General features: G+C 47.9%; 9 protein-coding genes, 1 tRNA gene and 3 pseudogenes. 1 reads left to right on the forward strand and 12 read right to left on the reverse strand.

The genetic code is table 11. The annotated features are described in order from the left end of the window. Positions 1–64: 64 nt before the first annotated feature. From ABJ225_RS10275 to ABJ225_RS10295, 5 genes and pseudogenes are all read right to left on the reverse strand, one after another. A complete protein-coding gene (locus ABJ225_RS10275) occupies positions 65–799 on the reverse strand; it encodes a transporter substrate-binding domain-containing protein (RefSeq protein ID WP_142245994.1) in 735 nt (244 codons plus the stop codon). A 476-nt stretch (positions 800–1,275) separates the two neighbouring features. Next, positions 1,276–1,806, reverse strand: a complete 531-nt coding sequence (locus ABJ225_RS10280) for a GNAT family N-acetyltransferase (protein ID WP_347319989.1) — start codon at positions 1,804–1,806, stop codon at positions 1,276–1,278. A 109-nt stretch (positions 1,807–1,915) separates the two neighbouring features. Next, a pseudogene (locus tag ABJ225_RS10285) lies at positions 1,916–2,026 on the reverse strand (IS1595 family transposase); the annotation flags it as partial. Between the two features lie 85 nt (positions 2,027–2,111). Next, the gene (yihA, locus tag ABJ225_RS10290; protein WP_048006270.1) at positions 2,112–2,696 is read right to left on the reverse strand and encodes a ribosome biogenesis GTP-binding protein YihA/YsxC; all 585 of its coding nucleotides are present in this window, start codon (positions 2,694–2,696) and stop codon (positions 2,112–2,114) included. Further along, a pseudogene (locus tag ABJ225_RS10295) lies at positions 2,693–3,028 on the reverse strand (S16 family serine protease); the annotation flags it as partial. The gene yihA and the pseudogene ABJ225_RS10295, both read right to left, overlap by 4 nt. A gap of 4 nt (positions 3,029–3,032) precedes the next feature. On the opposite strand from ABJ225_RS10295, the gene ABJ225_RS10300 reads away from it, so the two are divergent. Then, positions 3,033–3,746: an autoinducer binding domain-containing protein gene (locus ABJ225_RS10300; RefSeq protein WP_347320296.1), complete on the forward strand. Its 714-nt coding sequence runs from the start codon at positions 3,033–3,035 to the stop codon at positions 3,744–3,746. On the opposite strand, the pseudogene lon reads toward ABJ225_RS10300, so the two are convergent. The 7 genes and pseudogenes from lon to ABJ225_RS10335 all read right to left on the reverse strand — a co-directional run. Then, a pseudogene (gene lon, locus ABJ225_RS10305) lies at positions 3,746–5,737 on the reverse strand (endopeptidase La); the annotation flags it as partial. The gene ABJ225_RS10300 and the pseudogene lon overlap by 1 nt on opposite strands. A 132-nt stretch (positions 5,738–5,869) precedes the next feature. Further along, a complete protein-coding gene (gene lonB / locus ABJ225_RS10310; protein ID WP_347319992.1) occupies positions 5,870–7,513 on the reverse strand; it encodes an ATP-dependent protease LonB in 1,644 nt (547 codons plus the stop codon). A 148-nt stretch (positions 7,514–7,661) separates the two neighbouring features. Next, positions 7,662–8,933, reverse strand: a complete 1,272-nt coding sequence (gene clpX, locus ABJ225_RS10315) for an ATP-dependent protease ATP-binding subunit ClpX (RefSeq protein WP_056535038.1) — start codon at positions 8,931–8,933, stop codon at positions 7,662–7,664. Positions 8,934–9,307: 374 nt separating this feature from the next. Next, entirely contained in the window at positions 9,308–10,594 is a 1,287-nt protein-coding gene (gene tig, locus ABJ225_RS10320; RefSeq protein WP_347319995.1) for a trigger factor, read from the reverse strand. A 157-nt stretch (positions 10,595–10,751) separates the two neighbouring features. Further along, positions 10,752–11,741, reverse strand: coding sequence for a tetratricopeptide repeat protein (locus tag ABJ225_RS10325; protein WP_347319997.1), 990 nt, complete (start codon positions 11,739–11,741; stop codon positions 10,752–10,754). A 162-nt stretch (positions 11,742–11,903) separates the two neighbouring features. After that, positions 11,904–11,980 (reverse strand) — tRNA-Arg (locus tag ABJ225_RS10330). A 136-nt stretch (positions 11,981–12,116) separates the two neighbouring features. Further along, a complete protein-coding gene (locus ABJ225_RS10335) occupies positions 12,117–12,737 on the reverse strand; it encodes a hypothetical protein (RefSeq protein ID WP_347319999.1) in 621 nt (206 codons plus the stop codon). Between the last annotated feature and the right edge of the window lie 439 nt (positions 12,738–13,176).

Genomic DNA, 13,176 nt, shown 5'->3' on the forward strand with positions numbered 1-13,176 from the left:
CTCCCGGATGTTTCATTTAAAAGACGGATGTGCATGAACTGCGCATCCGTCCCACGCTTACGCTTTACTCACTTGGATCTGTTGTAATATCTGAGTCAAAATATTTTTCACTGATTTTCTTCAGCGTTCCATCGTCCCTCAGTTTTTCGAGGGCGGCATCGATTTCTTTCAAGAGCTTGGGATTATCCTTACTCACGGCGATAGCCTGTTCACTCCGTCCGAGGAGCTCCTTCGCATCCAGCTTCATTCCAGCCGAAATCGCTTCCTTACCGGTGACAAAGTCCGTTATGACAGCATCATGCTTGCCCTTGCTCAATGCTTCCAGTGCGACGACATCACTATCGTACTGCGGGATATTATCAGTGACGGCTTCTGCTTCCTTGGCATAGGATGAGCCTTTGGAAACCGCGATTTCTTTTCCTTTCAGATCGTCGAGCGTTTCGACGTCGCTATCAGGCCTCACGAAAATCTGTGGCCCGGAATAATAATACGGTGTCGAGAAGTCTACTTCTTTCGCACGATCCTCGGTGATGGTGTGTGAAGCGACTGCTGCATCGAATCGTCCGGATTTCACGCCTTCCACGATACCCGCGAATTTAAATTTCTTCTGATCAGGTTTAAGACCCAGCTCCTTGGCGACAGCTTCCGCCACGTCGATGTCGAAACCTTCCATCTTCCCTTCGCTATTCGTATAGCTGAAAGGCTTGAATTCACCAGATGCAGAGAAGGTGAAGGTATCCGCTTTTACGAGGTCGGCCCCGCCTTCGGTTGTTGCCTTTGATCCACATGCCGTGAGCATCACGGCGAGTGCGATGAAAAGCGTCAGTCTTGTCCAAATTTTCACGTGTATACGTCCCCCTCTTTTTTTCACTACTCTGAATAATTGTATCAACAATAAATAATATTCACAAAATTCAAATGTTGTGATATCATTCCATTACTTACCCTATGGCAACTTGAGATAAACCCATCTCCTATAAAGACAAGTATCCGCCCGGATCCTTGAGGATGCTTTATATCCCTCGCTTCTATTAGTGCTTATTGCCTCTATCTGAAATGAAAATGAAGCTATCATACTAGGACATTTAGATGACTGAATCCGAGCATGGGATTGGAACGGACAGTCATCGTTAAAAAAAGGCTCTGTTACCGTTTATAGTTTATCTAAAAGAAAACGGAACTTCCACAAGATTGGAAGTTCCGTTTTTATTGTCTTATTAAACTAACGCCCCTGTTTGTTTAAGCGTATTCATTCACAAATAAAGACAATTACAATCATAACTTTTCGTAATCACTTTTAAGTATTGCCATAATAATTTCATCTGAATATTGTTCATTGTAGTATAAGGACTGACGTAATACACCTTCTTTTACAAATCCAACTTTTTCATACGCCCTGATTCCACGTGTATTATGACTAAATACTTCTAACTGTAAACGAGTTAATGTAAGGTGATTAAAAACAAAACTTAGAACTATATTGATTGCTTCAACTCCATAACCTTTTCCTGTTAATGAAATAGAAGCCATTGATATTCTGAATCCTGCCTTTCTATTCTCCTCATCAATATCGTATATCGATAATTCTCCAATCATTTCATCACTGCTTTTTAAACAAATAGCAAAATCATAGCGACTAGAATCATTATTGATATTATTTATATGTGTCTTTATTTGTTCCAATGAAAAATCAGAAGTAGTCCCAGTCATATAACGTAATTCTTTATCCAATGTATTTCCTAACATAATAGGGACATCTAACTCGCAAAGCGGTCTTAAATAAATTCTCTCGCTCTCTAATCTCATTTTACTATTCTCCTTTATTCTCTTGTCTCAAATTGTTAGAGTATATGTAAATATGATCTAAGCTTCTTTTCTCATTATAACACCTATTTAGAAGTGATTGTCGAGCTAAGATAATGCTCCCAGCGGAGGATGAGAGTATTACAAATTCTTGCAAGCGATGTTTTTCCGCCGGATGATGCTTTTGGATAGCTTTAAGGAGATCGGTTTCTCTCGCAGTCATCACCAACTCATATTTGATAACTTCACCTCAAGGAAAAAGCAAAAGAAAAAAAGCGGTCCGGAATCAAATCCGGACCGCTTTCCACTTACTTATATCGTGCTCTGATGGCATCCCATGCCGTATCTTTCCCGAGTCCTGTTTCAGAAGAGAAGAGGACGCATTCGTCGCCTTCTTCCATTTTCAACGTATCACGGGTGATTTTAAGATGCTTCTGCCACTTGCCCTTAGGAATCTTGTCGGCCTTAGTGGCGACGATGATGCAAGGGATTTCGTAGTGCTTGAGGAATCCGTACATCATGACGTCATCATTGGTCGGCGGATGCCTGAGGTCGACGATGAGGAGGACGGCCTTCAGCTGATCACGGGACGTGATATACGTTTCGATCATCTTGCCCCAGGCTTCCCTCTCCTTCTTCGATACCTTTGCGAATCCATATCCGGGAACATCCACATAGTAGAGGGTCTCTTCGATTTTATAAAAATTCAACGTTTGGGTCTTACCCGGCTTCGATGAGATCCTCGCCATGCTTTTGCGGCCGATCATTTTGTTGATGAAAGAGGACTTCCCGACGTTAGAACGCCCCGCCAGGGCAAACTCCGGAAGATCCCCTTCCGGGTACTGCTCGGGCCTGACGGCACTGATCACTAGCTCAACTTGATTTACTTTCACTTCTTTTCACCTACTAATGCTTTCTCTAACACTTGATCGATATGGGAAACGAGGATGAAGGTCAATTCTTCACGGACGCTTTCCGGTATATCGTCGATATCTTTTTCATTGTCCTTCGGCAGGATCACGGTCTTGATCCCGGCACGGTGTGCGCTGAGGGTCTTTTCTTTGAGTCCACCAATCGGGAGCACCCTCCCCCTCAAGGTCATTTCCCCGGTCATGCCGACTTCGCGGTCCACATACTTACCGGTGAGGGCCGATACCAATGCCGTCGTGATCGTGATGCCGGCAGAGGGTCCATCCTTCGGCACGGCGCCTTCAGGAACATGGATGGAGCTGCGCTGGCAGGACGCCTACCATCAATTCAGCGCCGCGGAGAACGAGCAGCAGCTCTTCCAGCGGATCGCCGCGTATTCGAAGCGCCTGGGCTTCGAATACTGCTGTTACGGAATCCGGGTGCCGCTGCCCGTGTCGAAATCGGCCGTCGCGATCTTCGACACCTATCCGGACGGCTGGATGGCGCACTATCAGGCGCAGGACTACATCAAGATCGATTCGACGGTCCGCGACGGTGCGCTCACCACCAACATGATCGTCTGGCCGGACGTCGACGAGGTCGCGCCATGCCCGTTGTGGGAAGATGCGCGCGAGGCCGGGTTGTCGGTCGGCATCGCGCAGTCGAGCTGGGCCGCGCGCGGCGCGTTCGGCCTGCTGAGCATCGCGCGCCATGCGGATCGCCTCACGCCTGCCGAAATCGACATGCTCACGCTGCAGACCCACTGGCTCGCGAACCTGTCACATTCGCTGATGAGCGGCTTCATGGTGCCGAAGCTCGCGCCAGCGGCAAGCGTCGTGCTGACGGCGCGGGAACGCGAAGTGCTGTGCTGGACCGCCGAAGGCAAGACGGCATGCGAGATCGGTCAGATCCTCGGCATCGCGGAGCGGACGGTGACTTTTCACGTCAACAACGTCCTCGTGAAGCTTGGCGCGACCAACAAGGTGCAGGCGGTCGTCAAGGCGGTCTCGGCGGGGCTCATCGATATGTTCTGAATATGAATGTCGTACTTCTCATGGAATTTTTCATCGATTCCAAGGGTTTTCGTATTCGAACGGACGAAGCTGAAGGCCGTCTGGGCCGACTCCTTCATCACATCTCCAAGCTTCCCTGTGAGGACAAGCTTGCCTTTACCTGGTGCCAGGGAGACTTCGATTTGAAGCGTGTCTCCACCTACAGAGGAGTACGCAAGTCCGGTGGATACGCCCACCTGATTCTCAAGCTCCGCCTGACCGTAGCGGAATTTTTTCTTGCCGAGGAATTCCTCGATGTTCTTGGACGTGATCGTCACGCGCTTCTTGCTTCCGGAAACGATGATCTTCGCCGCTTTTCGGCAGATGGCCGCAAGCTGACGCTCAAGGCTTCTGACGCCCGCTTCACGCGTGTAGTAACGGACGATATCCACGAACGCCTCATCCTTAAGCTGCAGCTTGGATTTCGTCAATCCATGGTCACTGAGCTGCTTCGGCAATAGATGATGTTTGGCGATATTCACTTTCTCTATCTCAGTATACCCTGCAATCGTGATGATTTCCATACGATCGCGGAGTGGTCCCGGAATCGTGGAAAGATCATTGGCGGTTGCAATGAACATGACCTTGGAAAGATCATAGGTTTCTTCTATATAATGATCGCTGAAATTGGCGTTCTGTTCAGGGTCCAGCACCTCTAGCATGGCACTGGATGGATCCCCACGGAAATCACTGCTCATCTTGTCGATTTCATCAAGAAGGAAGACGGGATTCACCGTTCCGGCTTTCTTCATGCCGCGGATGATCCGGCCCGGCATGGCTCCGACGTACGTACGGCGATGACCGCGGATCTCTGATTCATCACGCACGCCACCAAGGGATACCCGGACGAAATTGCGCCCGAGGGATTCGGCCACAGACCTGGCGAGACTGGTTTTCCCGACGCCGGGAGGGCCCGCAAGACAAAGGATCGGTCCTTTCAGGGAGCGTGTGAGCTGCTGGACGGCAAGGTACTCAAGGACACGCTCTTTCACTTTTTCCAGTCCGTAATGATCCCGGTCGAGGATCATTTCAGAACGGTTGATTTCGAGCTGGTCTTCTGTTTCTTTCGTCCATGGAAGGGATACGAGCCATTCAATGTAGTTGCGGATGACGGAGCTTTCAGCAGAGCTAGAAGGCACCTTTTCATAGCGCGCAAGCTCCTTCAAAGCAGTCGCTTCAATGTCTTCCGGCATGCCTGCTTCTTCGATCTTCATCGTAAGGTCTTCCACTTCGCCGGTCTTGCCTTCTTTATCACCGAGCTCCTTCTGGATCGCCTTCATCTGCTCGCGCAAATAGTATTCCTTCTGCGTCCGTTCCATGGAGCGTTTGACACGCTGGCCGATCTTTTTCTCCAATGAAAGGACTTCCTTCTCATTGTTGATGATCTCGATCACCATCTGCAGGCGCTCTTTGATATCCTGTGTTTCGAGGATATGCTGCTTCTCTTTGATCTTCAAAGGCAGATGGGATGCGATGATGTCCGCAAGCCTGCCCGGTTCTTCGATATCCGCCACAGTGGAATAGGTTTCAGCGGATACTTTTTTTGAAAGCTTTATGTATTGTTCAAAATAGTTCAGCAACGTCCTCATCAGGGCATCGAGTTCAGAATCCTTTTGCTCGGAGTCACTGTATTCATCCACTTCCACTTCATAGAAGCCCTGGTCATTGGAATAGGAAGAGATCGTCCCGCGGTTGAGTCCTTCCACAAGGACGCGGATCGTTCCGTTCGGAAGCTTCAGCATCTGCTTCACCTTCGTAAGGGTCCCCATCTCGTAAAAATCATCCTGGGTCGGTTCGTCTATATCAGAATCCTTTTGAGTGGTCAAAAAGATCATGTGATCATCCATCATGGCTTTTTCCAAAGCCTGCACCGAGCGCTCACGCCCGACATCCAAATGCAGGACCATCGTCGGGTAAACCAACAGGCCTCTTAATGGGAGGAGGGGAACTGTTCGTTTTGTTTGATTTGCCATATCTTACACCTCCGGATTTATGCTCTAAGCCTTTGTACAATTCTATCTTATTTACTAGGTAGTGTCTATTAAATTGGACTTGTCGGATGTACTGAGGAAAAGCCGATCGGGAATCACCCGGATCGGCCATACTTACATGCTTTTCTTGTTTTTTGCATCGTCCATGACGTCTTTGACAAGGGCCAGCTTGATCACTTCTTTGAACTCTTTGACGGGAATCACTTCGATGCCCCCCACTTCATGAAGGAGGGACTGTTCGTTTTCGTGTGGAATGATGACGAGATCCGCCCCTGCCGCCTTGGCTCCTTTGATCTTCGGATACACCCCACCGACGGGTTTCACCTTCCCGTGAATGCTGATTTCACCCGTAAGTGCGATGTTATGCCTGACGGGAAGCCTGTAGATCGCCGAGTAGATGCCGAGTGCCATGGCGATACCCGCCGAAGGTCCGTCCACCGGGACTCCACCCGGGAAATTCACGTGGATATCGTATTGGTCTGCCGGGACCCCCATGGATCGCAGGACGGTGATGACGTTCTCGATCGATCCTTTGGCCATGCTTTTCCGGCGGATCGATTTGCCTTTATCACCGATGCTCTCTTCTTCCACAATCCCCGTTACATTGACTCCGCCCTTTTCCGCCGCCGGGATGACGGTGACTTCGATTTCAAGCAGGGACCCCGAATTCGGACCTGTCACGGCGAGGCCGTTGACGAGACCGACTGTCGCCTCCCTGTTGATTTTCTTCTCATGCCTCGGGGACATCTGAGTTGATTGAATGATCCATTCCAATTCATGATCAGCAATATGATCGCGATTTTCCGTGATGGCAAGACCTGCCGCGATCTGGACCAGATTCACTGCTTCACGGCCATTCCTAGCATAGGACGCAAGGATCTCCAAACCTTCCTTGCTCACGGAAATGTTCACCTTTTTGGCTGCCCTTGCACAGATTTCTTTCACTTCTTCCCTCTCAAGCTCACGGAAGAATACTTCCATGCAGCGGGAACGGATCGCCGGTGGAAGTTCATTCGGCGTCCTCGTCGTGGCCCCGACCAAACGGAAATCTGCCGGGAGGCCGTTTTTGAAAATATCGTGGATGTGACTAGGGATCTGATGATTTTCTTCATTATAATATGCACTCTCAAGATAAACCCTACGGTCTTCCAGTACCTTTAATAATTTATTCATTTGGATTGGGTGTAATTCCCCGATTTCATCAATGAACAGCACACCACCATGGGCATTGGTGACAGCCCCCTGCTTCGGCTGCGGGATTCCGGCTTGTCCCATGGCTCCTGCTCCCTGATAAATGGGGTCATGAACCGATCCGATCAGGGGATCCGCAATGCCACGCTCATCGAATCGTGCAGTCGTCGCATCAAGCTCTACAAATACAGCCGATGTCATGAACGGGGATTTCATGTTCTTCTTCGCTTCTTCCAATACAAGTCGCGCAGCTGCCGTCTTCCCGACCCCTGGAGGACCGTAGATGATCACATGCTGTGGATTCGGGCTGCACAGTGCTGCCTTCAGGGACTTGATCCCATCCTCCTGACCGACAATATCGTCAAAGCTTGCCGGGCGGACCCTTTCAGAAAGGGGTTCGGAGAGGGAAATCGAGCGCATCTTCCTCAGCTCCTCCATCTCCTTCTTCGATTCCCGGTCGATGGATACTTTTTGAGTTCGTTGGTTCTTCAGGAGATTCCAGAAATACAGTCCGATGATGATGCCGAAAAAAAGCTGGATAAACAGCGCGATACTTGTAAAGCTCATATAGTCATCCTCCAGTTGGTTCAAGTTGTTACGGGTTAGTATCTCCCCGTCCGTTTGGGAATAACCATAAAATTTGGAGGAGGCAGCATTGCAGAATCACGAAAAAAGCCGGTAATCCCCTGGGGGATTACCGGCTTTTTGAATACCATTATGCGGATGTTTTTTCTTCATTCGGATCAATGATCGTGCCATCTTCGAGCATCAGATGAGGAGCTGCATCCTCAAGGATGGTTTCCTTCGTGATGATGCATTTTTTGATGTCATCACGGGACGGAAGTTCGAACATGACGTCGAGCATCATGGTTTCAATGATGGAACGCAGTCCACGGGCACCTGTTTTACGTTCGATCGCTTTTTTCGCGATTTCGAATAGGGCCTCTTCAGTGAAATCAAGCTCTACATCGTCCAACTCAAGCATTTTTTGGTACTGCTTTACAAGAGCATTCTTCGGCTTGGTCAAAATCTCAACCAACGCTTCCTCATCAAGAGGAGTAAGACTTGAGATGACCGGAAGACGGCCGATGAACTCTGGAATCAGACCAAAACGGAGAAGATCTTCCGGAACGACTTTGGCAAGGAGGGATTTATCCTCTTTTACTTCAGCGGTCTTCGGATCAGATCCGAACCCGATGACTTTTTGGCCAAGACGGCGTTTGATGATCTGTTCGATTCCATCGAATGCCCCACCACAGATAAAGAGAACATTGGACGTATCGATCTGGATGAATTCCTGATGAGGATGCTTACGTCCACCTTGTGGCGGAACGCTTGCAACGGTTCCTTCAAGGATCTTCAAGAGAGCCTGCTGCACACCTTCACCCGATACATCACGCGTGATGGACGGATTTTCGGATTTACGGGCCACTTTATCGATTTCATCGATATAGATGATTCCTTTTTCCGCTTTTTCCACATCATAATCCGCAGCTTGGATCAGCTTCAATAGGATGTTTTCAACATCTTCCCCTACATAACCGGCTTCGGTGAGGGACGTTGCATCCGCGATGGCAAATGGAACGTTCAAGATGCGTGCAAGAGTCTGAGCAAGAAGCGTCTTCCCGCTACCTGTCGGACCGATCATGGCAATATTACTTTTGGATAGTTCCACGTCATCCACTTTGCTGTTTGAATTGATCCGTTTGTAGTGATTATAAACGGCTACAGCAAGGGATTTCTTCGCTTGATCCTGTCCAATGACGTATTCGTCAAGGATTTCACGGATCTCACGTGGTTTCGGAACATCCTTGAATTCCACTTCTTCTTCTGTACCGAGCTCTTCTTCCACGATTTCCGTGCAAAGCTCGATGCATTCGTCACAAATATATACGCCCGGTCCAGCTACCAGCTTACGGACCTGGTCTTGTGTTTTACCGCAAAAAGAACATTTCAACTGCCCTTTTTCATCGTTGAATTTAAACAATGACGTTCACCCCTTCGTTTGAGCTTAGTAAAAATCGTAATGTTCCATCACACGAACGATTTCCTGCTTTCCAATTACCATGAGTTATGTATTGCATTCTATCACATTATATGTCCGTAACGAAATTGATACGATTCTTATCAATCATCTTATTATGTATTGAGGATTTTAGCAAATTATTTACATAGCCGGAAGCGGGAAGATCGAAACGGGATGAAGGATTTTTTTAACCCCTGCTTCTTAAGGTTTATCCAAAACCGGGGGTTCTTATTCTTCATAGAGATATTTCCCCGAAGAGCCGCTCGTCTAAACTTCCTAAAAGAGGGTAGAAAACAAGGCGCACTGAGCGCCTTGTCCCTACTATCATATAATGATTATGCTACTGTTTTGCTGTTGTCTACAAGGAATTCCAATGCTTTGCGCACTTTAAGGTCTGCTTTCAACGTATCAAGTCCGCCAAGGGCCTGCTTGATGTTGTCAGCTGACATGTTGTACTGCTCAGCCATTTTGTTCACTTCTTCTTCAGCTTCTTCGTCTGTCACTTCAAGATTTTCTGCTGCGGCGATCGCTTCAAGCGTAAGGTTTGTGCGAACGCGTTTTCCAGCATCTTCTTTCATTTGACCGCGAAGATCTTCTTCTGATTGACCAGAGAATTGGAAGTAAAGCTCAAGGGTCATGCCTTGCATTTGAAGACGTTGACCGAATTCTTGCATCATGCGGTCCACTTCAGCGTCAACCATGACGTCCGGGATTTCCACTTCAGCATTTTCAGAAGCTTTTTCTACCAGTGCTTCACGTACTGCTGTTTCTGCTTCAGTCTTTTTAGACTCTTTCAGGCGGTTTTCGATTTTTTCTTTCAGTTCAGCAAGTGTTTCCACTTCTTCGTCTGCATCTTTAGCGAACTCATCATCAAGTGCTGGAAGTTCTTTCGCTTTGATTTCGTGGATTTTCACTTTGAATGTAGCTGCTTTACCAGCAAGCTCTGCCGCATGGTATTCTTCAGGGAAGCTTACCTCAACGTCTTTTTCTTCACCTGCTGCAACGCCTACAAGCTGCTCTTCGAAGCCTGGGATGAACTGACCTGAACCAAGTTCAAGTGAGTAGTTATCCGCTTGGCCGCCTTCGAATGCTTCACCTTCAACGAATCCTTCGAAATCCATTGTTACTGTGTCGCCTTCTTCAGCTTTGCCTTCTTCTTTCACAACAAGCTCAGCTTGTTTTTCTTGAAGAGAAGTAAGTTCAGCTTCTACATCTTCAGCTGTAACTTCGTCGTCCACTTTTTCTACTTCAAGACCTTTGTAATCGCCAAGCTTCACTTCAGGTTTCACTTGAACTTTCGCTGTGAAGACAAGGTCTTTTCCTTTTTCCATTTGCTCTACATCGATTTCCGGACGGTCGATTGGCTCGATTCCAGTTTCTTCGATCGCATTAGCATATGCTTCAGGAAGGATGATATCCAAAGCATCTTGATAAAGAGATTCTACGCCGAAACGTTTTTCGAACATGCCACGTGGCATTTTACCTTTACGGAATCCTGGTACGTTTACTTGTTTCACAACTTTTTTGAACGCTGCGTCAAGACCTTCGTTCACTTTAGCTGCTTCTACTTCGATTGTAAGAACACCTTGGTTCCCTTCTTGCTTTTCCCATTTTGCAGACATACAGTTCCCTCCAACAATCTATAATTGATTTTTATTTTACGCATAGTAGTAGATAGTCCCGATTGAATCTAGCACTATCATCGTAATTATATGAAAGACTTTTACATTACAACCACTACATTATAACATACAGCTTCTGTCTTTCAAGAAGTAGCACTTAAATATTCGGTGAAGAAATTTCTTCAAGTTCGTGAATGAAAGCAAGGATCGTTTTGCTCTCTCCTTCATCCATCTTGTCCTGTAGATCCTTCTCTAAGTCTTCATCCCCGAGGATGCCTGCCGCATAGTGACCATAGGCCAGGGCGATGTCATCGGGCTCCCATTCCATGTCGAAGGGATAGAGAAGGAAGGCATGGCGCTTCAGCACTTCTTCTGCATGACGGATCAAGGACGGGCTGTCCTGAAGGAGGAGCTCCTCCAGGGCAAGGACCGCTTCACGGAATGCATCCGAGGTGAAAACCTCCGGAAGGTTCTCCGGCTGCACTACTCCTTCCCTTCCAAGCTTTTTCATGAGGATCTCACTTGCTACCCCATGCTCCCTCAAGACATTCACGATCATCGTATGGACGAAGGGATGCATGTCTTCATCCTGCAGGCTGTTTTCGAGTTCCTGCTTGTACGGCCTGATATTCCGTTGAACCAATCCGGCTGTGATGATGATTTGTTCTTCAAGGCTTTTCCCTTCGAGAAGGGGAGGTCCATGGGCTTCTTCACCTGCTTCGTCCTCCGGTGCATTCAACATCTTCTCGCTGAACTGAAGGAGCTTCCTGAAATGCTCTTCCTTCTCAAAAGGGACTTCCTTTTCATCAAAGAGGGCATGGAGTGTATCCACCACATCCTGATGCTCATGCAGCTGGATGAGGATCATGAGGTACATGTCGACCGTTTCGAAGTAATCACCGACGCCTTCAAGGAGCATCTCCCGGCAGATTCCCTGCGCCTCCTCATACTCCTTGCACTCATAGAGGGCTAGGACGAGGGCCGTACTGATTTCGGGATTCAACGATTCAAGTTCGTAGGCCTGTGAAAGAAGATCGCATGCTGCATGCGCATCCCCCTCCTCCAAGGCTTCGACCCCTTTTTCGAATAATCGGTCCTTCAGACCGGGAAAGGCAATCACCTTCCCGAACTCATCTTGATTTGTCATAATTCGTACCTGCCTAACACTAGAATTGCTTTAAGTGTAGCATGATTGCTGTTGGAGCACAAAATGGCGGCTGAAACTCCCTTTTTGATAAATAAAAAATACCCCGCCGATGGGCGGGGTACGTAACGAATGCAGTCATCCGACTGCAGTATGTATGATAGATGGCGTCCCAGGCGAGATTCGAACTCACGACCTACAGCTTAGGAGGCTGTCGCTCTATCCTGCTGAGCTACTGGGACAGCTTTCGTTTCAAGCAGTGCAAGTAATAGAATACCCCAGAACAGAGTGGAATTCAAGGATTTTTTCTTCTTTCAATCTATTTTTTTGTGATTCAGTCAAAATTGGTCATAAAAAAACCCCCATCAGCATGAGGGTTCACTCGACCGGCGACAGGATCGTGGGCATGGTGGATTCGATGATGTCACCTTCATCGGCAAAGAAGATATGCTCGGAAACCCCGTAGTCCGATCCGAGGATCTGATTGACCTTAAGATCACCAAGGCTACTGTACACAACGAAGTTCCCGCTTTGCCCGGCTGCACTGGCAGAATACCTCAAAGCCTTTACATCCTTGCCGACGATGAAGGTACCGGAAGGCAGGGTGATGGGAGCGGCATCAAGCTTCTTGATTTCGCCTTTCTTTGACTTGATGTCTTTATCCAGATCGGCGATTTTGGTTTTCTTCTCTTTGATCTTGTCATCCAGGGCCAGCGCTTCTTCCTTAAGTGAATCGATTTCTCCCGCTTTTGCATTCGCTTCATCGATCATTGAAGCTGCCTCCGTTGCGTCTTCCTTCTTTTCACTCAGAGACGACATCACACGTTCAAGCCCATCTGTTTGAGTGGACAGCTCTCCCTCTACCCTTTCCAATTCCCCTGATTTCCCTTCAAGAGCAGAAAGGATTTCATCATACGATTTCTTCACGCCGTCCACTTCCGTTCGTGCACTACTGTATCCTATCCAAGCACAAAGCGACATAAGAACAAGGACGCTCACGACCCCCACCCAGACCTGCCACTTCTTGATCCACCCCGAAACCCTTCACCCTCACTTCTCCCTCCACTCCGGCCATACGAAACGGTACGAATGGCACGGCTGATGGAACTAGTATATTGGGAGGAACCTGACCGTATTCACATATTCTTCTAGGGGGACGGCAGATCGATAAGCAAACCAGCTCTTCCTGTTAAAGATATCTTCGTTGCATCCACAGAAAAACAAAAAAACATCCTGTGTTGAAAATTCAACACAGGATGTTTGTCGTACGTCCCAGGAGAGATTCGAACTCCCGACCGACGCCTTAGACGTATGTATATAAGCGTTATTATATCCGAAAGCTGATTCGGTCATTGAAACGAACACCTGACCGTTTGAGCTAATTCTACCATTATATAGGCGGAGTGGTCAACGGTATTTGCTGCGATACGAATATAGT

Origin of the sequence: Rossellomorea sp. RS05, from assembly GCF_039822645.1 — a bacterium.
GTDB lineage: Bacteria > Bacillota > Bacilli > Bacillales > Bacillaceae_B > Rossellomorea > Rossellomorea marisflavi_B.

Bases quoted from the DNA above. Each gene is read 5' to 3' on its own strand.
- ABJ225_RS10280 (WP_347319989.1), bottom strand. From the start codon at position 1,806: ATGAGATTAGAGAGCGAGAGAATTTATTTAAGACCGCTTTGCGAGTTA.
- ABJ225_RS10275 (WP_142245994.1), bottom strand. From the start codon at position 799: ATGCTCACGGCATGTGGATCAAAGGCAACAACCGAAGGCGGGGCCGAC.
- ABJ225_RS10325 (WP_347319997.1), bottom strand. From the start codon at position 11,741: ATGACAAATCAAGATGAGTTCGGGAAGGTGATTGCCTTTCCCGGTCTG.
- lonB (WP_347319992.1), bottom strand. From the start codon at position 7,513: ATGAGCTTTACAAGTATCGCGCTGTTTATCCAGCTTTTTTTCGGCATC.
- tig (WP_347319995.1), bottom strand. From the start codon at position 10,594: ATGTCTGCAAAATGGGAAAAGCAAGAAGGGAACCAAGGTGTTCTTACA.